The sequence below is a fragment of the Tenacibaculum sp. E3R01 genome, assembly GCF_003318185.1.
Taxonomy (GTDB): Bacteria; Bacteroidota; Bacteroidia; order Flavobacteriales; family Flavobacteriaceae; genus Polaribacter; species Polaribacter halocynthiae.
Window position 1 is genome coordinate 35,954 of sequence record NZ_QOCC01000012.1, and the last position, 21,893, is coordinate 57,846.

The 21,893-nt window shown below is 30.9% G+C and carries 20 protein-coding genes and 2 tRNA genes; 12 read left to right on the forward strand and 10 right to left on the reverse strand.

What is annotated here, in order from left to right; translation table 11 throughout:
* Positions 1 to 2: 2 nt before the first annotated feature.
* From DS884_RS01695 to DS884_RS01730, 8 genes are read right to left on the reverse strand one after another with little or no spacing between them, the layout of a single operon-like run.
* On the reverse strand, positions 3 to 1,064 hold the full coding sequence (locus tag DS884_RS01695; RefSeq protein ID WP_113785542.1) for a M20 family metallo-hydrolase: 1,062 nt from the start codon (positions 1,062 to 1,064) through the stop codon (positions 3 to 5).
* Positions 1,064 to 1,840: an acetylglutamate kinase gene (gene argB / locus DS884_RS01700; protein ID WP_113785543.1), complete on the reverse strand. Its 777-nt coding sequence runs from the start codon at positions 1,838 to 1,840 to the stop codon at positions 1,064 to 1,066. The genes DS884_RS01695 and argB overlap by 1 nt, the downstream gene beginning before the upstream one ends.
* Positions 1,837 to 2,772 carry an acetylornithine carbamoyltransferase gene (locus DS884_RS01705; protein WP_093870438.1) on the reverse strand — a complete coding sequence of 312 codons (936 nt, stop codon included), beginning with the start codon at positions 2,770 to 2,772 and terminating at the stop codon, positions 1,837 to 1,839. The genes argB and DS884_RS01705 overlap by 4 nt, the downstream gene beginning before the upstream one ends.
* Entirely contained in the window at positions 2,769 to 3,908 is a 1,140-nt protein-coding gene (locus DS884_RS01710) for an aspartate aminotransferase family protein (RefSeq protein ID WP_093870439.1), read from the reverse strand. The genes DS884_RS01705 and DS884_RS01710 overlap by 4 nt, the downstream gene beginning before the upstream one ends.
* Entirely contained in the window at positions 3,905 to 4,705 is an 801-nt protein-coding gene (gene proC / locus DS884_RS01715) for a pyrroline-5-carboxylate reductase (protein WP_093870440.1), read from the reverse strand. Before proC ends, DS884_RS01710 begins: the two co-directional genes overlap by 4 nt.
* An 11-nt stretch (positions 4,706 to 4,716) precedes the next feature.
* Positions 4,717 to 5,694, reverse strand: coding sequence for an N-acetyl-gamma-glutamyl-phosphate reductase (gene argC / locus DS884_RS01720; protein ID WP_113785544.1), 978 nt, complete (start codon positions 5,692 to 5,694; stop codon positions 4,717 to 4,719).
* A 3-nt stretch (positions 5,695 to 5,697) separates the two neighbouring features.
* The gene (locus DS884_RS01725) at positions 5,698 to 6,876 is read right to left on the reverse strand and encodes an argininosuccinate synthase (RefSeq protein WP_113785545.1); all 1,179 of its coding nucleotides are present in this window, start codon (positions 6,874 to 6,876) and stop codon (positions 5,698 to 5,700) included.
* The gene (locus tag DS884_RS01730; RefSeq protein ID WP_093870443.1) at positions 6,873 to 7,484 is read right to left on the reverse strand and encodes a GNAT family N-acetyltransferase; all 612 of its coding nucleotides are present in this window, start codon (positions 7,482 to 7,484) and stop codon (positions 6,873 to 6,875) included. Before DS884_RS01730 ends, DS884_RS01725 begins: the two co-directional genes overlap by 4 nt.
* An 897-nt stretch (positions 7,485 to 8,381) precedes the next feature.
* Between DS884_RS01730 and DS884_RS01735 the strand changes: the two genes are divergently transcribed.
* The 6 genes from DS884_RS01735 (at position 8,382) to ilvA (ending at position 16,048) form a co-directional block, all read left to right on the forward strand.
* Positions 8,382 to 9,269, forward strand: a complete 888-nt coding sequence (locus DS884_RS01735; RefSeq protein WP_113785546.1) for a branched-chain amino acid transaminase — start codon at positions 8,382 to 8,384, stop codon at positions 9,267 to 9,269.
* A gap of 3 nt (positions 9,270 to 9,272) precedes the next feature.
* A complete protein-coding gene (gene ilvD, locus DS884_RS01740; protein ID WP_093870445.1) occupies positions 9,273 to 10,949 on the forward strand; it encodes a dihydroxy-acid dehydratase in 1,677 nt (558 codons plus the stop codon).
* Between the two features lie 69 nt (positions 10,950 to 11,018).
* Entirely contained in the window at positions 11,019 to 12,752 is a 1,734-nt protein-coding gene (gene ilvB / locus DS884_RS01745; protein WP_113785547.1) for a biosynthetic-type acetolactate synthase large subunit, read from the forward strand.
* Between the two features lie 2 nt (positions 12,753 to 12,754).
* A complete protein-coding gene (ilvN, locus tag DS884_RS01750) occupies positions 12,755 to 13,282 on the forward strand; it encodes an acetolactate synthase small subunit (protein WP_093870447.1) in 528 nt (175 codons plus the stop codon).
* 35 nt (positions 13,283 to 13,317) lie between these two features.
* Positions 13,318 to 14,784 carry a ketol-acid reductoisomerase gene (gene ilvC, locus DS884_RS01755; protein ID WP_113785548.1) on the forward strand — a complete coding sequence of 489 codons (1,467 nt, stop codon included), beginning with the start codon at positions 13,318 to 13,320 and terminating at the stop codon, positions 14,782 to 14,784.
* 1 nt (position 14,785) lies between these two features.
* On the forward strand, positions 14,786 to 16,048 hold the full coding sequence (ilvA, locus tag DS884_RS01760) for a threonine ammonia-lyase IlvA (protein ID WP_113785549.1): 1,263 nt from the start codon (positions 14,786 to 14,788) through the stop codon (positions 16,046 to 16,048).
* Positions 16,049 to 16,118: 70 nt separating this feature from the next.
* Here the strand turns inward: ilvA and DS884_RS01765 are convergent.
* A tRNA-Phe gene (locus DS884_RS01765) sits at positions 16,119 to 16,194 on the reverse strand.
* A 62-nt stretch (positions 16,195 to 16,256) separates the two neighbouring features.
* Positions 16,257 to 16,329, reverse strand: a tRNA-Phe gene (locus DS884_RS01770).
* Positions 16,330 to 16,437: 108 nt separating this feature from the next.
* Between DS884_RS01770 and DS884_RS01775 the strand changes: the two genes are divergently transcribed.
* From DS884_RS01775 to DS884_RS01800, 6 genes are read left to right on the forward strand one after another with little or no spacing between them, the layout of a single operon-like run.
* A complete protein-coding gene (locus tag DS884_RS01775) occupies positions 16,438 to 17,169 on the forward strand; it encodes a type III pantothenate kinase (protein ID WP_113785550.1) in 732 nt (243 codons plus the stop codon).
* Positions 17,162 to 18,457, forward strand: a complete 1,296-nt coding sequence (locus DS884_RS01780) for a hypothetical protein (protein ID WP_113785551.1) — start codon at positions 17,162 to 17,164, stop codon at positions 18,455 to 18,457. The genes DS884_RS01775 and DS884_RS01780 overlap by 8 nt, the downstream gene beginning before the upstream one ends.
* A 15-nt stretch (positions 18,458 to 18,472) precedes the next feature.
* On the forward strand, positions 18,473 to 19,786 hold the full coding sequence (locus tag DS884_RS01785) for a tetratricopeptide repeat protein (RefSeq protein WP_233487091.1): 1,314 nt from the start codon (positions 18,473 to 18,475) through the stop codon (positions 19,784 to 19,786).
* 8 nt (positions 19,787 to 19,794) lie between these two features.
* A complete protein-coding gene (gene lptC / locus DS884_RS01790; protein WP_093870453.1) occupies positions 19,795 to 20,364 on the forward strand; it encodes an LPS export ABC transporter periplasmic protein LptC in 570 nt (189 codons plus the stop codon).
* A complete protein-coding gene (locus DS884_RS01795; RefSeq protein WP_093870454.1) occupies positions 20,364 to 20,561 on the forward strand; it encodes a hypothetical protein in 198 nt (65 codons plus the stop codon). The genes lptC and DS884_RS01795 overlap by 1 nt, the downstream gene beginning before the upstream one ends.
* A 31-nt stretch (positions 20,562 to 20,592) precedes the next feature.
* Positions 20,593 to 21,885 carry a hemolysin family protein gene (locus DS884_RS01800; RefSeq protein WP_113785553.1) on the forward strand — a complete coding sequence of 431 codons (1,293 nt, stop codon included), beginning with the start codon at positions 20,593 to 20,595 and terminating at the stop codon, positions 21,883 to 21,885.
* Positions 21,886 to 21,893 lie beyond the last annotated feature (8 nt).

Sequence of the window (21,893 nt, forward strand, 5' to 3'; positions counted from 1 at the left end):
TTTTATATAATTACGTTATTTAATAATTCAATATATAGCTGTATACCTTCTTCAATTTCATGTAAATAAATATATTCATCAGCTGTATGCGATCGTTTACTATCTCCTGGGCCTAATTTTAAAGAAGGACAATTTAATACTGCTTGATCAGATAGTGTTGGAGAGCCATAAGTGTTTCTTCCCAATGAAATACCTGCTTTTACTAAGTCATGATCAATCGGAATAGAAGAAGAATTCAGGTTTAGGCTTCTAGGCTTTATAAAGCAAGGCGCATTTTGCACTAAGTATTCGCTAATTTGTTTGTTCGTGTATTTATCATTAACTCTTACATCAATCACTAGTTTTACATTAGCAGGTACTGCATTATGTTGTTTACCAGCATTTATTTGAGTAACGGTTAGTTTGACTTCTCCTAATGTATCAGATTTCTTTTCAAAAGATAACTTTTTAAACCATTGTAAAACTTCTATGGTATTATAAATTGCATTATTGTTATTAGGATGTGCAGCATGATTAGGAGTTCCCTTAATTTCAGCATCAAAAACAACTAACCCTTTTTCGGCAATAGCTAATTGCATTAAAGTAGGCTCACCAACAATTGCTACATCAATTTTTGGTAAAATTGACAGTAAACTATTTAATCCGTTTGAACCACTACTTTCTTCTTCGGCAGTGCCAGCAAAAATGATATTATATTTTAAATTTTCTTTTAAATAAAAGTAAGTAAAGGTTGCTAGTAAAGAAACTAAGCATCCACCAGCATCATTACTTCCTAAACCATATAGCTTCTCATTTTCAATGATGGCCTTAAAAGGATTTTTTGTGTATCCGTTGTTGGGTTTTACAGTATCATGATGTGAGTTTAATAATAAGGTAGGTTTTGATTCATCAAAATGTTTGTTTAATGACCAAATATTGTTAACAGTTTTGGTATATGGAATATTAAACTCTTTGAACCATTTTTCTATTAACAAAGCTGTTTGGTCTTCTTCGGAAGAAAAAGAAGGTGTTTCTATTAAATTTTTAAGCAATTCAATTGCTTTTTTTATGAGTTCTAGTTTCATTATATCTTTATAGATGTATGTGATGTGTTTTTTTTGAATAGCATATCAGTATTACCTACACAAACTTTATTAACCTTGTTATTAATGGCATGAAAGCAATTATTTAACTTAGGAAGCATGCCTTTAAATATTAATCCTTGTTCTTTAAGTTTTGTGTATTTAATAGAATCAATGTTTTCTATAATTGAATTCTTGTTATTAATATCTGTTAAAACACCAGGTTCTTCAAAACAATAGTAAAGTTCTGTGGTGTAGTTGGTTGATAGAGCAATTGCTATTTCAGCAGCAATGGTATCGGCATTTGTATTTAATAGTTGTCCGTTTTTATCGTGAGTAATTGCACAGAAAACAGGAGTTACCTGATTATTAATTAATAAAATTGGAATTTGCGTATTTACTTTAATGATATCGCCAGCAAAACCATAATCTATAGGTGAAGAAGAGCGTTTTGTAGCTTTAATTGTATTTCCATCAGCACCAGTAAAACCTATACTATTTGTATTGTTAGCCTGTAGTTTTGCAATAATTTTCTTATTGATTTTACCAGCATAAACCATTGTAATAATATCTAATGTTTGAGCATCAGTAATTCGTCTTCCGTCAATCATGTTAACAGGAGTGTTCATTTTTTTAGCTAAATCTGAAGCAGATTTACCACCACCATGAATTAAAACTTTAGGACCTTCTAGTTGTGAGAAATTATAAAGAAAGCTATGCAAAACCTTTTCATTATTGATGATATTTCCTCCAATTTTAATAATTTTTACAGTTTTCATAAGTTCTCTAAAATTTGTTTTAAAACTATTTGAGTAGCATAGGTTCTATTATTAGCTTGTTTAATTACGAGTGAATTGTCACTGTCTAAAACTTCATCTTCAGCAACTACATTTCTTCTAATTGGTAAGCAATGCATAAATTTTGCATTTCCTAAGTTCTTCTTAGTAATCATCCAATTAGAAAACTTATTGGTTGTTTTCCCATAATCTAAATAAGAACTCCAATTTTTAGTGTAAATAAAATCTGCGTTTTCAAAAGCTTTATGTTGATCATGTTCAATTAAAGTATCCTTTGTAATTGAAGTGTCTAATTCGTACCCTTTTGGATGGGTAATTGTAAAGTCTACTTCCATTTTATGCATTAAATGCACAAAAGCATTAGCCACTGAATGTGGTAAGGCTTTAGGATGTGGTGCCCATGATAGTACTACTTTAGGTTTTTTAACAGTTTTGAATTCTGTAATTGTTATAGCGTCAGCCAATGCCTGAAGAGGATGGTCTGTAGCACTTTCCATATTAACAATTGGTACTTCAGCGTATTTTATAAAATTATTAATTACAAACTCAGAAGCGTCTTTTTCTTTGTTTTTTAAAGAAGGAAAAGCTCTAATAGCGATTATTTCGGCGTATTGAGAAATAACTTTAGCAGCTTCTTTTATATGCTCAGATGAAGTTAAATTCATTACTGTACCATCTTCAAATTCTAAATTCCATGCATTTGAAATATTTAAAACACTAACATGCATCCCCAGGTTTTTTGCAGCTTTTTCCGTACTCAGTCTTGTTCGAAGGCTAGCATTAAAAAATAACATTACCAATGTTTTATTTTTACCAATAGAAGAAAATTTAAAAGGATCTTTTTTTAATAGAATAGCCTTGTTAATTGTTTCTTGTAAGTTGTTTATGTCATTTAAACTTGTATATTTTTTCATGATGAAAAAGTTTTAAGTTCTTCTTTTAACGTTTTTATAAAAACATCTATGTGCTTTTTTTGTATTGTTAAAGGAGGTAGTATTCTTAATAAATTTGGATTTTTAGAACTTCCTGTAAATATGAAATGTTTATAAATAAGTGTTTTTCTCATTTCTGAGACAGGAAAATTAAACTCTAAACCTAACATTAAGCCTCTCCCTTTAATTGAAGTTAAGTGTGGTAATGATTTTGCTTCTTTAATAAAATAATTAGATACTTCTTTAACATTTGATAATAGATTTTCATTTTCTATTACCGATAAAACAGCTAAAGAAGCACTACAAGCTAAATGATTACCGCCAAAAGTTGTTCCTAGCATTCCATATTTTGGTTGTATGCTGGGGTGTATTAAAATTCCACCAATGGGAAAACCATTTCCCATGCCTTTAGCCATAGAGATAATATCAGGAGTAACGTTGTGTTTTTGAAAAGCAAAGAAATCACCAGTTCTACAAAATCCTGATTGAATTTCATCAGCAATAAGAAGTGTATCATATTGATTACACAGTTTTTGTAAGCCTTTGTAAAATTTAGTAGTAACTTCATTTAAGCCTCCAATCCCTTGGATAGTTTCAATGATAACTGCACACACGTCATTATTTTTGAGTGTTTTTTCAACACCTTTTAAATCTTCAAAATCATGGAAAATAACTTCTTGTTGAGAATTAATTGGGGCAACTATTTTAGTGTTATCTGTGGTGGCAACTGCAGCAGAAGTTCTACCATGAAAAGAGTTTTTAAAAGAAATTACTTTTTTCTTATTGGTATGGAAAGAAGCTAGTTTTAAAGCATTTTCATTTGCTTCAGCACCTGAATTACATAAGAATAACTGATAGTTTTTACAATTAGATTTGTTTCCTAATTGTTTTGCTAATTCAACCTGTAAAGGGTTTTTTATAGCATTGCTATAAAAACCTAGCTTAGAAACTTGTTGATTTATATTTTTAATATAAGTAGGATGTGAGTGTCCAATTGATATTACAGCATGTCCGCCATATAAATCTAAATATTTGTTGTCATTATTATCATAAACGTAAACGCCTTCTGCTTTTACAGGAGTGACATTAAACAATGGGTATACATCAAATAAACTCATATTTGTTCTTGTTTAATAGTGTTAATTTTATTGTAAGAGGCTACCATGCCTTGTATTAAAGCAGCACTTAGCCCTTTGTGTTCCATTTCGTTTAAACCTTCAATAGTACATCCTTTTGGAGTGGTAACTTTATCTATTTCTTCTTCTGGGTGATTTCCAGTGGTTATTAATAAATTAGCGGCTCCTTCGCTAGTAAACATGGCTAATTTTTGAGCATCTTTTGCATCAAATCCTAATTGAATAGCTGCTTGAGTTGATGCACGTATTAAGCGCATCCAAAATGCAATTCCACTAGCACAAATTACTGTTGCAGCCTGCATTTGATTTTCAGGGATAACAATAGAGCTTCCTAATTGATTAAAAATGGTTTCAGCTAATTCTATTTTATTTTTTCCGTTTGAGTTAGAACTGATGCAAGTCATTGATTTTCCAACTGCAATAGCTGTATTTGGCATTGCTCTTATAATAGGCTTATTATTGCCTATTATAGATGCTATTTTATGAATGCTAAAACCAGTTATGGTTGATAACAGTGTATGTTTATCGGTTAAAAGTGGTGTGATGTTTTTTAAAATATTTTCAAAGTGTCTTGGCTGAACAGCAAAAATTAAAATATCAGAATTTGTTACAGCTTCTTTATTATCAGAAGTTATATTAATATTGGTGTTTTTTTCAAACTCCTTTAATTCTTTGATGTTTCTTTTGGTAATATATAAGCTCGTAGTAAGATTATTACTAATTAATCCTTTAGCAATAGATTTTCCAAGATTTCCTGTTCCTATGATTGCGATTTTCATGATTCTTAGATTTAAAAATAGTTAGCTTTTAATTGAAGACCTTCATTTTCTTGAAGCCCAAGCATTAAATTCATGTTTTGAATAGCCTGTCCTGAAGCTCCTTTTAGTAAATTGTCTATTGTGCTTGTTATTAGTAGTTTATTTTGATGCTTATGTAAGTGAATTAAGCATTTGTTAGTGTTTACAACCTGCTTTAAGTGTATGTTTTCTTCTGAAATAAAAGTAAAAGCAGCCTTTTTATAGAATGTTGTAAAAAGGGCATTGGCTTCTTCTATTGTTCCTTCAAACTTGGTATAGGCAGTAGCAAAAATCCCTCTTGAAAAGTCACCTCTATTTGGCATAAAAATCACTTCAGAATTAAATTGTTCTTGGCAAGAGTTTAATGTTTGATTTATTTCCCCTAAATGCTGATGAGTAAAAGGTTTGTAGTAAGAAAAATTATTGTCTCTCCATGTAAAATGAGTTGTTTTTGATAAAGAAGTTCCGGCACCAGTAGCTCCAGTTACAGCGTTAACGTGTATATCTTCTTTAAGTAAATTAGATTTAGCTAAAGGTAATATTGCTAGTTGAATAGCTGTAGCAAAACATCCTGGATTAGCAATGTGTGTTGCTTTTTGAATAGCTTCTTTATGCAGTTCTGGTAACCCATAGATAAATTGTTTTTCATGAAAATGATTATCTTTTGTTAACCTAAAATCATTTCCCAAATCAATTATTTTTGTGTCTTCAGAAAAAGTATAAGTTTCTAAAAATTTTCTAGAATTTCCATGCCCTAAACATAAAAAAAGGACATCTACGTTTGGGTTAATAGTGTTGATGAATTTTAAGTTGGTACTACCTATTAAATCTTGGTGAATGTGTGATATCTTATTGCCTGCGTTTGACGTACTATATACAAAGTTAATAGACGCTTTAGAGTGTTGTAGTAATAGCCTAATTAACTCACCTGCGGTATATCCAGCTCCACCAATTATTCCTATTTGTATCATGATTTATTGATTAACTTGTTGGTATATTTTATTTTGATTACCAAATATTTTTATAAAACCTTTAGCTTCTTCTGCTGTCCAACCATTATTTATTTCTCCATAACTACCAAACTTGGCATTCATTAAATCATGAGGGGAAGAGATTCCGTCAAGAGTAAAGTGGTAAGGTTTCAGTGTAATATGAACAACACCCGATACTTTGTCTTGACTACTCTGTAAAAAAGCTTCCATATTTCTCATCACAGGGTCTAAATATTGTCCTTCGTGTAAGTGCATTCCATAAAAATTGGCTAAATATTCTTTATGTTGCAATTGCCATTTTGTTAGCGTATGTTTTTCAAGTAAATGATGAGCCTTGATAATTAATAAAGCTGCAGCAGCTTCAAAACCAACTCTTCCTTTAATTCCTACAATTGTATCACCAACATGTACGCCTCTACCAATTCCAAATTTTGATGCAATGGTATTTAAATATTCTATGTTCTTTACAGAGTTATTTTCAATGTTATTAACAGCAATAAGTTCACCTTTTTCAAAAGAGAGGGTTACTTTTTCAGAACTAGTGTTTTTTAATTGTGAAGGATAGGCGGTTTCAGGTAATGGGTTAATTGAAGTTAGTGTTTCTTCTCCTCCAACACTAGTTCCCCATAATCCTTTATTTATAGAATATTTTGCTTTTTCCCAAGAAGTGTTAATTCCATTATCTTTTAAGTATTTAATTTCTTCTTGTCTAGATAAATTTTGATCTCTAATAGGAGTTATAATTTTAATTTCGGGTGCTATAATTTGAAAAATCATATCAAATCTTACCTGATCATTTCCTGCACCAGTACTACCATGCGCAATAAATTTAGCATCAATGCTTTTAGCATAGTTCACAATTTCTATGGCTTGTATAATTCTTTCAGCACTAACAGAAAGAGGGTAGGTGTTGTTTTTTAGTACATTACCAAAAATTAAATATTTAATTACTTTATTATAAAAAGTATGAATAGCATTAATGTTTTGATAATTACTTACCCCCATCTTATAAGCATTCTCTTCAATTTTTTTTATTTCCTCCGAAGAAAAACCACCTGTGTTTACACTAACAGCATGTACATCGTACCCTTGTTTAGATAAGCTAACTGCGCAATACGAAGTGTCTAATCCACCGCTATAAGCGATTACTAATTTTTTCATTTGTTGTTCTTTTTTAAATAAATATTTTCCTTGATTTTTTTTAACCTTTGAAATACTTTCTTCTTTACTTTATTTTTTGAAGTTTTAGTACTAGGATCGTATAGCATTCCAGTGCATAAACACATTTTTTGCTGTGTTCTTTGAAGAATGTCGTAGTTTATACAAGTTTTACAGCCTTTCCAAAAAGATTGATCATCAGTTAATTCAGAAAAGGTAACAGGCTTATATCCTAAATTACTGTTCATGTTTATAACTGCTAAACCTGTGGTTATACTGAAAACTTTAGCATTAGGGAATTTGGATCTAGATAAATTAAAAATGGTTTCTTTAATTTTTTTTGCAAGCCCAATCCCCCTGTAGTTTGGATGAACAATTAAACCAGAATTAGCAACAAATTCGCCATGTTCCCAAAGCTCTATGTAGCAAAAACCAGCAAATTTATGCCCATCTAAAGCTATAACTGCATTTCCGTTTTCTAGTTTTGTAACTATGTATTCAGGTTTACGTTTAGCGATACCTGTACCTCTTATTTTTGCTGCATTATCAATTGTTTCACAAATGATTTCAGCGTATTTACTATGAGTTTGATCAGCAATAACAACTTTCATTGAAATTGATTTTTAATGAATACTTTTATTGAATAACGTTTTTAGAATAGAACCGGACTCACCTAAGTTCTGTAAATAAGTAATCACCCTTACGGGCGAGGTCGAGTATAAAAAAAGCGCACTGAAAAATTACTGTTATATACAGTAATAATGCTTAGTAATAAGATGTAAGTGTAGATTATGGAAATCAAAATATAAAAATAAAATTATACAATACTCAGTTTTAAAAATGAAGATTTAGTGCTAGTAAGAATTACCGCACTAATAAACTGGGTGTATTATTGTATGTTTTATTTATTTGCATAACGTTGCAAATCTATCAAAATTTAATTTTAATATCCTAATAAAAAGAGAAAAAATAATAAAAATGTTTAAATATCAGTCATTTAAACAAATGGTTGATATTTGTTTAAAAATAATATTTTTTAAAATAAATTTGGAAAAGCAATAAATAATTTACAATATTTGTAACCAACATGAGTAAACAAGTATTAAATATTATTTCTATTATTATTGTCGTTGTGATTATTTCACAAGGATAGAGGAAGAATATTTAAAAAAATAAATAAATTTTAAAAGGCTTCCTAAATATTTAGGAAGCCTTTTTTGTTAGAATAAAATGAATCAATTTTTAAACATAGTAGTAATTATCATTATTGTCATTATTAGCTCACCACTGAGTTGATGCAGATAGCTATTGTGTAAAAAGAAGCCTGTATCAATTTAATTGATGCAGGCTTTTTTTTGTTTAATGACTGTCATTTTAATATTTAGTTAATTTATTAGTTATTAAGTGTTTATGTTAATTTTATAAGAAATGAGAATCATTATGTTATTAAAAATAGAGGAAAAACAATAAACTGATAAAATAATTTTGAAAAACAAAACAACTAGAAGATGTATTACAATGATGAAACTGTAATTTTTTACAACGGAAAATTTGTTAAAGCTAAAGAGGCTTCAGGTAATTTGTATGGGCAAACTTTACATTATGGAAATGGAGTTTTTGAAGGGATAAGAGCCTATGAAACTTCTGAAGGAACTAAGATATTTAAAGCTTTTGAGCATTATAAGCGTTTGCTATATGGTGTAGAAGTTATGGATATAGATTTTAATTATACTGAAGAAGAATTAACAAAAATAACGTATGAGTTGTTAGAAAGGAATAATTTAAAAGATGCTTACATCCGTCCACTTGTTGTGACTGGAGAGAATATGGGTGTCTTTTCAGCTAAAGGTTCTGATTTAATAATACAGTGTTGGAAGTGGGATAAGTTAATGGGAGATGAACTATTGCGTGTGAAAACTTCTAGATTTCAGAGACCTAATCCTAAATCATGTTTTGTTGAAGCCAAAATAACGGGGCACTATATTAATTCAATATTAGCAAGTAATGAGGTTAAAAAGGAAGGGTATGATGAATCATTATTATTAGATATGAATAATAATGTGGCAGAATGTTCAGGGGCTAATATTTTTATGGAAAAAGAAGGGGTTTTATATACGCCACCAAGAGGGCATATTATGGCTGGAATAACTAGATCTACTGTTATAGATTTATGTAAAGAAGTAGGAATTTCAGTTGTAGAGAAACATTTTACACTAAAAGAATTAAAAGAATCTGATAGTGCTTTTTTTACAGGAACCGCAGCTGAGGTTGTAGGATTGAAATCACTAGATGAGTATCAATTTCCTTTAGAATGGAAAAACTCTCAAGGAAATAAATTAATGAAATTATATAAAAATGAAGTTTTAGGACTTCGTAAAAAATGTTTAACAAATTAAGAAATGGAGTTAAATAAATTTAGTAAGCAAGTAACTCAAGATGATACACAGCCAGCGGCACAAGCAATGCTTCATGCTATTGGTTTGTCAAATGAAGATTTACAAAAGCCTCTAGTAGGTATTGCAAGTACAGGATACGAAGGAAATCCGTGTAATATGCATTTAAATGATTTAGCTAAATTAGTTAAAAAAGGAACTGAAAATAAAGATTTAATTGGTTTGATATTTAACACTATAGGTGTTTCTGATGGGATATCAATGGGAACGCCAGGAATGCGTTTCTCTTTACCATCACGTGATGTTATTGCCGATTCTATGGAAACAGTGGTACAAGCCATGTCTTATGATGGGTTAGTAACAGTTGTTGGGTGTGATAAAAATATGCCAGGTGCGTTAATGGCTATGTTGCGCTTAAACCGACCTTCTGTTTTAGTATATGGAGGTACAATTGCATCTGGGTGTCATGAAGGTAAGAAGTTAGATGTAGTTTCTGCTTTTGAAGCTTGGGGAGAAAAAGTAGCTGGTACCATTGATAATGAAGAGTATCAAAGTGTTATTGAGAAAGCATGTCCTGGAGCAGGTGCTTGCGGTGGAATGTATACAGCAAATACTATGGCGTCAGCTATTGAAGCTTTAGGAATGAGTTTACCATACAATTCATCAAATCCAGCAATTAGCCAAAATAAAGAAGATGAATGTGTGAAAGCAGGAGAAGCTTTGCGTGTGTTGTTAGAGAAAGATATAAAGCCTTCAGATATTGTTACTAAAAAATCACTTGAAAATGCCATTCGATTGGTTACAATAATGGGAGGGTCAACTAATGCAGTATTGCATTTCTTAGCGATAGCAAAAGCTGCTGATGTGAAATTTACTTTAAAGGATTTTCAACGTATTTCTGATGAGACTCCGTTTTTAGCAGATTTAAAACCAAGTGGTAAGTATTTAATGGAAGATGTTCATGCTGTGGGTGGTGTGCCAGCGGTTTTAAAATACTTATTAGAAGAAGGACTTTTACATGGAGAATGCTTAACGGTTACTGGTAAAACATTAGCAGAAAATTTAGCAGATGTTCCTGGTTTAGTAGAAAATCAAGATGTAATTAAGCCAATAGAAAATCCAATAAAAACTACTGGTCATTTAAGAATGCTATATGGAAATTTAGCAGAAGAAGGTTCAGTAGCAAAAATTACCGGTAAAGAAGGATTATCATTTAGAGGTAGAGCTAAAGTTTTTGAAGGTGAATATGCTACTAATGATGGAATAAGAGAAGGAAAAGTAGAAAAAGGAGATGTAGTTGTTATACGTTATGAAGGACCAAAAGGTGGTCCAGGTATGCCTGAAATGTTAAAACCTACAGCTGCAATAATGGGAGCTGGCTTAGGTAAGGATGTAGCCTTAATAACCGATGGGCGTTTTTCAGGAGGAACTCATGGTTTTGTAGTTGGTCATATTACCCCAGAAGCACAGGATGGAGGAGCTATTGCTTTGGTTGAAGATGGAGATATGATTTCTTTGAATGCTGAAACAAACACAATTACATTAGAAGTTTCTGATGAAGAACTTAAAGAACGTAAAAATAAATGGGTAGCTCCACCTTTAAAAGTAAATAGAGGGGTATTGTATAAATATGCAAAAACAGTTGCGTCTGCATCTAATGGATGTGTAACTGATGAGTTTTAAATATTAGTATAAAAAAATATAATAACAAGAAGCTTATAGCCAAAAGCTAGTAGCATAAAGCAAAATAAAATGGCAACAAAAACTAAAGAACAAACAGAACAAAAAACAAATCAAACAGAAAAAATATCAGGTGCTGAAGCTGTTATTAAATGTTTACTTGCTGAGGGAGTAGATACATTGTATGGCTACCCTGGTGGAGCAATTATGCCAGTGTATGATGAGTTGTATAAGTATCAAGATCAACTTCATCATGTGTTAACGCGCCATGAACAAGGAGCTACACATTCAGCACAAGGATATGCTAGAGTATCTGGGAAAGTAGGAGTTGCTATTGCAACATCTGGCCCTGGAGCTACTAATTTGATAACAGGAATAGCCGATGCACAAATAGATTCTACACCCATGGTTTGTATTACAGGTCAAGTTGGTGCACATCTTTTAGGTACAGATGCGTTTCAAGAAACTGATATTGTTGGGATCTCAACTCCAGTTACTAAATGGAATTATCAAATAACAAAAGCAAGTGACATTCCAGAAATAATGGCAAAAGCATTTTACTTAGCTCGATCTGGACGTCCCGGGCCTGTTTTAGTAGATATAACAAAGAATGCTCAATTTGAAGAGTTTGACTTTTCATATAAAAAATGTACTTCTGTAAGAAGTTACAGAGCTAAACCTGATGTGAATGAAGTTAAACTTCAAGAAGCTGCGACTTTAATAAATGAGGCAAAAAAACCAATGGTTGTTTTTGGGCAAGGGATTATTTTAGGTCAAGCAGAAGAAGAGTTTAAAGCATTTATAGAAAAAGCGAATTTACCGTCAGCATGGACAATTTTAGGGTTGTCTGCTTTACCTACATCACATCCGTTAAACGTTGGAATGGTTGGGATGCATGGTAATTATGGACCTAACAAGCTAACAAATGAATGTGATTTGTTAATCGCTATAGGTATGCGTTTTGATGATCGTGTTACTGGTGATTTAAGTAGGTATGCTACGCAGGCTAAAGTTATACATTTTGAAATAGATCCAGCTGAGGTGGATAAAAACGTAAAAACTGAAGTTGCTGTTTTGGGTGATGCAAAAGAAAGTTTGCAAAAAATATTGCCTTTAATTAATGAGAATTCTCACGAAGAATGGTTGGGAGAGTTTAAAAAGCATGATGCTGTTGAGTTTGATAAAGTAAAGAAAGATGTTTTATATCCTGAAAAAGAAGGATTAACAATGGGAGAAGTGATGAAAGAAATTAATAATGCTTCTGGAGGAGACGCTGTTATTGTTTCTGATGTAGGTCAACATCAAATGTTTGCCTGTCGTTATGCTGAGTTTAATCAAACTAAAAGTAATATAACATCAGGAGGCCTTGGAACTATGGGATTTGCTTTACCTGCAGCTATTGGAGCTAAAATGGGGGCGCCTGAACGAGAGGTTGTTGCGGTTATTGGAGATGGTGGATATCAAATGACTATTCAAGAACTAGGTACTATTTTACAAACAAAAGCAGCTGTTAAAATAGTAGTACTTAATAATGAGTTTTTAGGTATGGTACGTCAGTGGCAACAATTGTTTTTTGACAAAAGGTATGCCTCTACTGAAATGGTTAACCCTGATTTTATTGCCATAGCAAAAGGATATCATTTAAAAGCAAATAGAGTAACTAAAAGAGAAGATTTAGCAAGTTCAGTTCAAGAAATGATGCAGTCAGAAGAAGCATTTTTCTTGGAGGTTTGTGTAGAAAAGGAAGATAATGTATTTCCAATGATACCAACAGGGGCTTCAGTTTCTGATATAAGATTAGAGTAATTATGGATACTAAACAAACATATACCATATCAATATATACCGAAAATAATATTGGTTTATTGAATAGAATTTCAGCAATATTTCAAAGAAGACATTTAAATGTTGAGAGTGTAAACGTTTCAAAATCAGAAATAAAAAGCGTTTCTAGATTTACACTTTTAGTAAAATTGACTGAAGATGAAGTTAAAAAGATAATAGGGCAAATAGAAAAGCAGGTAGAAGTTATTAAAGCATTTTATCACACTGATGATGAAACTATTTATCAAGAATCTTGTTTATTTAAGTTGAGTACTGATTTGTTAACTGATAATGATGAAATTCAAAAAATAATAAATGGAAGTAAATCAAGAGTTATAAATATTAATAAAGACTTTTTTGTACTTGAGAAATCTGGTTCTAAAGAAGAGGTTGAAGAGCTTTATCATATTTTAGATAAGCATGGAATCATGCAATTTGTTCGTTCGGGTAGAATTGCAATTACAAAAAAGGAAATGCCAGTTTCTGAGATGTTAAAAGCATTAGAAAAATAAATACAATAAATAAAATTTTATATAATAAACAAACAATGGAAAATTATTTTAACCAACTACCTTTAAGGGAACAACTAGCTCAATTAGGTAAATGTAGATTTATGGAATCTTCAGAATTTGAAGATGGAATTGAAGCTTTAAAAGGAAAAAAAGTTGTAATAGTTGGATGTGGAGCACAAGGTTTAAATCAAGGTTTAAATATGCGTGATTCTGGTTTAGATATTTCTTATGCATTACGTGATGCAGCAATTAAAGAACAACGTCAGTCGTATAAAAATGCTACTGAAAATGGATTTTCTGTAGGATCATATAGTGAGTTAATACCAATTGCTGATTTAGTGTGTAATTTAACACCAGATAAACAACATACTAATGTTGTAAAAACTGTAATGCCATTAATGAAATCTGGTGCTACATTAACTTATTCGCATGGGTTTAATATTGTTGAAGAAGGAATGCAGGTACGTAAGGATTTAACCGTAATTATGGTGGCTCCAAAGTGTCCAGGAACGGAAGTTCGTGAAGAGTATAAAAGAGGTTTTGGGGTACCAACTTTAATAGCAGTTCATCCTGAGAATGATCCTGAAAGTAAAGGGTTGTCTCAAGCTAAAGCATATGCATTTGCTACAGGGGGTCATAGAGCTGGTGTATTAGAGTCATCTTTTGTCGCTGAGGTGAAATCAGATTTAATGGGAGAACAAACAATTCTATGTGGAGTGTTGCAAACTGGAGCAATTTTATCGTTTGATAAAATGGTTGAAGAAGGTATTGAACCTGGGTATGCTGCTAAGTTGATTCAATTTGGATGGGAAACTATTACTGAGGCTTTAAAGCATGGAGGTATCACTAATATGATGGATAGGTTGTCAAACTCAGCAAAGATAAAAGCTTTTCAAGTGTCAGAAGAGTTAAAAACAATAATGCGTCCGTTGTTTTATAAGCACATGGATGATATAATGTCTGGGCATTTCTCAAAAACGATGATGGAAGATTGGAGTAATGATGATAAAAACCTATTAAGTTGGAGGTCAGCCACTGGTGAAACTGCTTTTGAAAAAACAAAAATTACCGAAGAGGAAATTTCTGAGCAAGAGTACTTTGATCACGGTACATTATTAGTTGCTTTTGTAAGAGCAGGTGTTGAGTTGGCTTTTGAATCTATGACAGAGGCGGGAATTATTGAAGAGTCTGCTTATTATGAGTCATTACATGAAACTCCATTAATAGCAAATACTATAGCACGTAAGAAACTTTATGAAATGAATAGAGTAATTTCTGATACTGCTGAATATGGTTGTTACTTATTTGATCATGCATGTAAGCCTTTATTAACTGAATTCATGAAAACTGTTACAACTGATATTATAGGTAAGCCATATAAAGGAACAGGTAAAGTTGATAACCAAGAATTAATAGCTGTAAATAAAGCTTTAAGAAATCACCCAGTTGAAAAAATAGGTGAAACTTTAAGGGCTTCAATGACAGCTATGAAACAATTATAATATGGAGACAAAAAACATCTATTTTCCTAAATTAAAAGATGTGAATAAAGCTGCAGCTACTTTGAAAGAGGTAGTTGCAGTAACTCCTTTGATGTTGAATTATACTTTTTCAAAAAAACTGGATTCAAATATTTTTTTAAAAAGAGAAGATTTACAGCAAGTACGATCGTACAAAATAAGAGGAGCGTATAACAAAATAAGTTCATTAACTAATGAAGAGTTGATTAATGGAATAGTTTGTGCTAGTGCAGGAAATCATGCTCAAGGTGTTGCTTTGGCTTGTAAAAAGAAAGAAATTCAAGGAACAATATTCATGCCTGCTCCAACTCCTAAACAAAAGTTAGAGCAAGTAAAAATGTTTGGAGGCGAGTTTGTAGATATTCAGCTTACAGGAGATACTTTTGATGATGCTTATAAAGCAGCAAAGTATATATCAGATAGTTTGGGTAAAACGTTTGTACATCCTTTTGATGATGAAAAAATTATAGAAGGACAAGCGACAGTTGGTTTAGAGATTTTAGAACAAGCAAATGAATCAGTAGATTATGTATTTGTTCCTGTAGGTGGTGGTGGTTTAGCCTCAGGGCTTTCAAGTATTTTTAAACTGTTGTCCCCGAAAACAAAAATAATAGGAGTTGAGCCAGCAGGAGCAGCATCAATGCAACAGGCTATTGCAAACAATGAGAATGTTAAGTTGTCTGAAATAGATAAGTTTGTTGATGGGGCTGCGGTACAACAAGTAGGTGGATTAACTTATAAAATATGTAAAGAGAATTTAGATGATATGATTACGGTTCCAGAAGGAAAAGTGTGTCAAACTATTCTAGATATGTATAATAAAGACGCTATTGTAGTTGAGCCCGCTGGAGCTTTAACTTTAGCAGCTTTAGATACTTTTAAAGAAGAAATTAAGGGTAAAAACGTAGTATGTGTTATTAGTGGAAGTAATAATGATATAACAAGAACGGCAGAGATTAAGGAGCGAGCTCTGTTATATGGCGGTTTAAAACATTATTTTATTATTCGGTTTCCTCAACGTGCAGGAGCTTTAAAAGAGTTTGTAATAGATGTTTTAGGTAAGAATGATGATATCACTTTTTTTGAGTATTCTAAAAAAACTAGTAGAGAAAATGGACCAGCAGTTGTTGGAGTGGAATTGGAAAAAAAGGAAGATTTATCTCCGTTAATAGCTCGAATGAAAGAGCGTAATTTTTATGGAGAGTACTTGAATAATAAACCAAATTTGTTTGAATTTTTAGTGTAAAAGTCGTTTTTAACGGCTTTTTTTTGGTTATATAAAACCAAAAAGCCCAAACTAAAAGTCTGGGCTTTGGTGGTGGTGCCTCCAGGAATCGAACCAGGGACACAAGGATTTTCAGTCCTTTGCTCTACCAACTGAGCTAAGGCACCATTGGTACTTAATTTTTGTAGCATTTAGTAAAATAAAAGTCATAAAATATGATTTTTATTTGTGGTGCCTCCAGGAATCGAACCAGGGACACAAGGATTTTCAGTCCTTTGCTCTACCAACTGAGCTAAGGCACCAGTTGCTACTTTCGTTAAGCGGATGCAAATATACAATCGTTTTTCAATTTAACAAAATAAAAAAACTAAAAAAATGTATTGTAACTTTGTTTTTTTTAAAAAATAAGTATGTTTTTAATAATTGATGTAGGTAATACAAGAGTCAAAGTAGCTGTTTATGAGAATGATGTAGTCATTGATAGGATGGTGTTTCTTAAAGTGAAAATAATTGAAGAATTGGAAAAAATTATTTTAAAATATCCAATATTAAATAGTATTGTATCTTCTGTAGCGTCATTTTCCGAAAAAGAAGAAGAAAAAATAATAGAATTAATCAACCCTATTATTCTAAATCATGAAACTAAGGTACCTTTTGAGAATATGTATGATACTCCAAAGACGCTAGGAGTTGATAGAATAGCATTAGCAGCCGCAGCTGTAAAGAAATATCCAGATACAAACACCTTAGTTATTGATGCAGGAACCTGTATTACGTTTGATTTTATAACGAAAGATAAAAAATATTTAGGAGGTGCTATTTCCCCAGGTATAGCAATGAGATATAGAGCCTTAAATACATTTACATCAAAATTACCATTATTAAAACAAACACATATCTCTGACTTTATAGGAAGAAATACAGATACTTCTATACATTCTGGAGTTATAAATGGAGTATATAATGAAATTATAGGTCTTATTAATCAGTATAAAGCAGGGTATCAAGATTTAACAATTGTTTTAACAGGAGGAGATACAAAATTCTTGGCAGAACAATTAAAAAGTGTCATATTTGCCCATCCAAATTTTGTTTTGGAGGGATTACATACTATTTTGATATATAATTTAGAGGATGATTAAGAGGTTTATAATAGGACTATTAGTATTAAGTACAACAGCAATAGTAGCGCAAAGTAACAGTGCGTCACCATATTCTTATTTTGGTATAGGGGAAAATTTTGATCCATTAACTGTTGAACAGTCTTCAATGGGAGGTATTGGAGTTGCCTTAAAAGATACATACCATTTAAATTTTACAAATCCAGCTGCGAATGCAGATTTAAGATATGCTACTTATGCTATTGGAGGAAGTTTAACTTTTTTAAACTTAAAAGAGTCTAATTCATCTCAATCTGGTAATTCAACTAGTTTAAGATATGTTTCGTTAGGATTTCCAATAGGTAAGAAAGCAGGTTTTTCTGTAGGATTACAACCGTTTTCATCTGTAGGGTACTCATTGTTAAATAGAGTATATGATGGTGATAACATTAAAGAGCTTACAAGGTTCACAGGAATAGGAGGTACAAATAGACTATATGCTAGTTTTGGTACCTATTTATTCGATGGGTTTTCTGTAGGTGCTGAAGTTGGTTTTATTTTTGGAAGTTTGCAAAATGATATTTTAAATCAAGTTCAAGGAACTATGTTAGGGACTAAGCACCAAGAAAAATTAAACCTTAGGGGAGGGCAATTTAAATTTGGTGCACAGTATAAAAAAGAATTAAAGAATAAATTACAATTATACACAGGAGCTGCTGTTACTTTTGATAGTGATTTATCAGCAAATGGAGCCGAAAGAATGTATTCTTTATCTATTGCTACTTCAGGAGCTGAACAGGTAAGAAAAATACTTTATGATAAATCAATATCAGGAAATTTAACAATGCCTTTCAAAACTGTATTTGGTGTAGGTTTAGGAAAAGTAAATAAGTGGTATATAGGAATAAATCAAGAGTATAAAGATGCGGTAGTTAGTTCACAAGGAATTAATGTTATAGGAAATAGCCAAGCATTTAGATATGAAAGAGGAAGTAAATTTTCAATAGGGGGATATTATCTTCCTAAATTAAATTCAATATCAAGTTACTGGGATAGAGTTACTTATAGAGGTGGTGTTAGGTTTGAGAAAATGGGTGTTTTAGCAGATGGAACTGGAACAGGAAATAATTTAACATCAATAAATGACTTTGGCATAAATATTGGATTTGGTTTACCACTTCCAAAGCAATTATCTAGTGTTAATATAGGATTTGAGTATGGACAAAGGGGGACAATGATTAATAATCTAATTAAAGAAAACTATTTTAATGTAAAATTAAGTTTATCTTTAAATAGTATTAATTGGTTCAATAAAAGAAAAATAGATTAATTAAAAACTGATTAAATGATGAAAAAAATTACGTATTTACTAACAGGGATGTTTTTGTTTGTAGCCGTAAATGTTGTTAAAGCGCAGGCTAGTCAAGAATGTAACATAAAGTATAACTTATTTAAAGGTAATTATGTTACTAAAAAATATGCTGAGGCTAAGGTAGATTTAGAATATTTACTTACTAACTGCTCTAAATTATCAGTTAATATCTACAAATTAGGAGCGAAAATAGCTAACAGGACTAATGATCATACTTTAGCTAAGAAAATTTATGAAGGTAGACTTGTTAATTTCCCTAATAAAGGAGCTGCAAAAGCGCATAGTGAGTATGCAAAGTATTTGATTAAGCATAAGTTAGCGTCTAGTGATGAGGTGTTTTTAATTTTAGAAAAGGCCTATAAAATTTCACCTAAAGAGATGAGTGTTAAAAATATCTTTAGATATTTTACAGGTATCACTGAAAAATATAAAGATACTGATCCTCAAAAAGTATTTGATACTTATGATGATGTAATTGAATCTGTTCAAGAAAAATTAGATGATTATAATGTTAAAATAGCTAAATTACAAGCAAAAGAAGAAGCAGGTACAATAGATAGCAAAGAAAAAAAGAGATTAAAAGCTTATATAACTAATTCTACTTCTTTAGGTTTAGTAGAAAGTGGTCTTGATGCAAAAATATCTGGAATAGCTACTTGTGAAAGACTAATACCTATTTATAAAAGAGATTTTGATGCAAATAAAACAAACGGAGTTTGGTTAAAAAGAGCAGTGTCTAGAATGTATAATAAAGGATGTCAGACTGATCCATTATTTGAAACATTAGCAAAAGCTTATGCTGATGCAACACAATCTGCAGATGCATTTAACTTTATTGCTGGAGTATTAGATAGCAACGGAGATAAAAAAGGAGCAGCTCAAATGAGAAAGAAAGCTTTTGATTTAGAAACTGATCCATTGAAAAAAGCTAGATTAAAATTAAGAGAAGCACAAGGAGCTAGAGGCTCAAGAGCAAGAGCTTTGGCTTACGAAGCGTTAAAGTATAATCCAAATATGGGTAAAGCATATTTATATATTGCTAGTTTATATCAAAAAAGTGCTAATTCTTGTGGAAGTGACGAGTTTGAAAAAAGAATGGTATATGTTGCAGCATTAAATAAGGCATTAAAAGCAAAAAGAGTTGATCCAGGATGTGGAGCTGGTAGATATATTTCTAGTTATAAAAAACTAGTACCATCTAAGAAGTTAATTTTTCAAAAAGGTGTATCTTCAGGGATGTCTCATAAAATAGGATGTTGGATAGGTGAAACTGTTCGTATACCATAATTAAATACATGAAAGTTATTAAATATAACATATATAAAAGCATTGCTATCATTGGGTTGATAGCAATGTTTTTTTCTTGTACTAATAGTAAAAAAGAAGTGCAAGATTTTTTAGCAGATAAAAATTTACCTATTGCCATTGGTAAGGATATTTACCATGTATATAAAGATTCTGGTAGAATTACTTCAAAATTAATTACACCATTATTACAAGATTTCACAAATAGGAAAGAACACCCCTACAATAAATTCCCTAAGGGAATCAAAATTATAACTATTGAAAAAAATGGTGACTCAACAACTATCATAGGTGATTTTGCGTTAACTTATAATAAAACAAGAATTTCTGAAATAAGAGATAATGTTGTAATTATAAATCATGCAGATAACTCTAAATTAGAAACCAATCAGCTTTTTTGGGATCAAAATGAAAAGTATTTGTTTACAGAAGATGGTTTTCGTTTAACTACAGAAACCAGTATTATTAATGGTTTTGGGTTTGAATCTAGACAAGATTTATCAAAATGGGTAGCAAAAGATATTACAGGAGAAGTAGAAACTAAAGACGACGATTTATAATGAACACACTTTGGAAATATATACAATACGGATACTTAGTTGTAGGAATCATTTTTTTTATAGAGGGTTTTATTAAATGGAGCACAGATAAAGAACAAGCACTTATTATGTTTGGTTTTGGTGTTTTTATAACACTTATTTTCTTTTTTAAACGTTATTTTAGAAGAAAAGTTGAAAGTAGAAACAAACAAAATTAGGTGTAATTAGTAATAGAAAAAAACGAATTAAATGCAATTTGATATTATAATAATTTTAGTGTCAATTTTATTATCTGCTTTTTTTTCAGGTATGGAAATTGCATTTGTTTCCGCAAATAAATTACATATTGAATTAGAAAAAAAGAGAGAAGGAGTTTTACCTAAAATTCTGGCAAAAATAACTGAGAAATCTTCAAAGTTTATAACAACTATGTTGGTTGGTAATAATGTTGCTTTAGTTATTTATAGCTATTTTATGGGTAAGCTTTTAATGAATTGGTTTCAAACACTTTTACCTTCAGATAGTATTATACTAAGTTATATTTTAATAGACATTAGTTTGTTAACTCAAACAGTTATATCAACGATTATTATACTTGTTACCGCTGAGTTTTTACCAAAAGCTATTTTTAGAATCTATGCTAATGAAATGCTCAAAGTATTTGCTATACCGGCTTATTTTTTCTATTTATTTTTTTATATAATTACATGGGTAATTACTAAAATTTCTGATTTTTGTTTACAAGTTTTTTTTAAAACGACAGAAAATGAAAAGCAAACAGAATTTAGTAAAGAAGAGTTAGGTAATTATATATCTGAACAGCTAGATGGTGGAAGTAACCAAGAAAAAATTGATTCTGAAATCCAAATTTTTCAAAACGCTTTAGAGTTTCACAAAGTTAAAGCAAGAGAAATAATGGTGCCTCGAACTGAGATAATTGCTATAGATATACATGATTCGGTAGTGAATTTAAGAGAGTTGTTTATTGAAACAGGGTTATCTAAGGTACTAGTATATAAAAATTCTTTAGATGATATTTTAGGGTATGTAAATGCTTTTGAATTGTTTAAAAAGCCTAGAACAATTAAATCAATACTATTACCTGTTGAGTTTGTACCTGAATCTATGATTATTAATGATGTTTTAAATTCATTAATAAAAAAAAGAAAAAGTATAGCTATTGTTGTTGATGAATATGGAGGTACCTCTGGAATAATAACAGTAGAAGATGTAGTCGAAGAATTATTTGGAGAGATTGAAGATGAACATGATAATCAAGAGCTTCTTGAAGAAAGAATAAGTGATAATGAATATAATTTTTCTGCAAGACTTGAAGTTGATTATTTAAATGAAGAGTATAATTTAGATATACCAAAAGAAGAGGCCTATGAAACTTTAGGTGGCTTTATAATTAATCATACCGAAAATATTCCTGAACAGGACGAGGTTTTACACATCGGTAAATTTCAAATTAAAATTTTAAAAGTTAGTACGTCAAAAATAGATGTGATTCATTTTAAAGTATTAGAGAAAGAAGAATAATTATTACA

What these genes read in the sequence shown, in the direction of transcription:
- DS884_RS01695 (WP_113785542.1), bottom strand. Translation starts at nt 1,064, where the DNA reads ATGAAACTAGAACTCATAAAAAAAGCAATTGAATTGCTTAAAAATTTA.
- argB (WP_113785543.1), bottom strand. Translation starts at nt 1,840, where the DNA reads ATGAAAACTGTAAAAATTATTAAAATTGGAGGAAATATCATCAATAAT.
- DS884_RS01705 (WP_093870438.1), bottom strand. Translation starts at nt 2,772, where the DNA reads ATGAAAAAATATACAAGTTTAAATGACATAAACAACTTACAAGAAACA.
- DS884_RS01710 (WP_093870439.1), bottom strand. Translation starts at nt 3,908, where the DNA reads ATGAGTTTATTTGATGTATACCCATTGTTTAATGTCACTCCTGTAAAA.
- proC (WP_093870440.1), bottom strand. Translation starts at nt 4,705, where the DNA reads ATGAAAATCGCAATCATAGGAACAGGAAATCTTGGAAAATCTATTGCT.
- argC (WP_113785544.1), bottom strand. Translation starts at nt 5,694, where the DNA reads ATGATACAAATAGGAATAATTGGTGGAGCTGGATATACCGCAGGTGAG.
- DS884_RS01725 (WP_113785545.1), bottom strand. Translation starts at nt 6,876, where the DNA reads ATGAAAAAATTAGTAATCGCTTATAGCGGTGGATTAGACACTTCGTAT.
- DS884_RS01730 (WP_093870443.1), bottom strand. Translation starts at nt 7,484, where the DNA reads ATGAAAGTTGTTATTGCTGATCAAACTCATAGTAAATACGCTGAAATC.
- DS884_RS01735 (WP_113785546.1), top strand. Translation starts at nt 8,382, where the DNA reads ATGTATTACAATGATGAAACTGTAATTTTTTACAACGGAAAATTTGTT.
- ilvD (WP_093870445.1), top strand. Translation starts at nt 9,273, where the DNA reads ATGGAGTTAAATAAATTTAGTAAGCAAGTAACTCAAGATGATACACAG.
- ilvB (WP_113785547.1), top strand. Translation starts at nt 11,019, where the DNA reads ATGGCAACAAAAACTAAAGAACAAACAGAACAAAAAACAAATCAAACA.
- ilvN (WP_093870447.1), top strand. Translation starts at nt 12,755, where the DNA reads ATGGATACTAAACAAACATATACCATATCAATATATACCGAAAATAAT.
- ilvC (WP_113785548.1), top strand. Translation starts at nt 13,318, where the DNA reads ATGGAAAATTATTTTAACCAACTACCTTTAAGGGAACAACTAGCTCAA.
- ilvA (WP_113785549.1), top strand. Translation starts at nt 14,786, where the DNA reads ATGGAGACAAAAAACATCTATTTTCCTAAATTAAAAGATGTGAATAAA.
- DS884_RS01775 (WP_113785550.1), top strand. Translation starts at nt 16,438, where the DNA reads ATGTTTTTAATAATTGATGTAGGTAATACAAGAGTCAAAGTAGCTGTT.
- DS884_RS01780 (WP_113785551.1), top strand. Translation starts at nt 17,162, where the DNA reads ATGATTAAGAGGTTTATAATAGGACTATTAGTATTAAGTACAACAGCA.
- DS884_RS01785 (WP_233487091.1), top strand. Translation starts at nt 18,473, where the DNA reads ATGATGAAAAAAATTACGTATTTACTAACAGGGATGTTTTTGTTTGTA.
- lptC (WP_093870453.1), top strand. Translation starts at nt 19,795, where the DNA reads ATGAAAGTTATTAAATATAACATATATAAAAGCATTGCTATCATTGGG.
- DS884_RS01795 (WP_093870454.1), top strand. Translation starts at nt 20,364, where the DNA reads ATGAACACACTTTGGAAATATATACAATACGGATACTTAGTTGTAGGA.
- DS884_RS01800 (WP_113785553.1), top strand. Translation starts at nt 20,593, where the DNA reads ATGCAATTTGATATTATAATAATTTTAGTGTCAATTTTATTATCTGCT.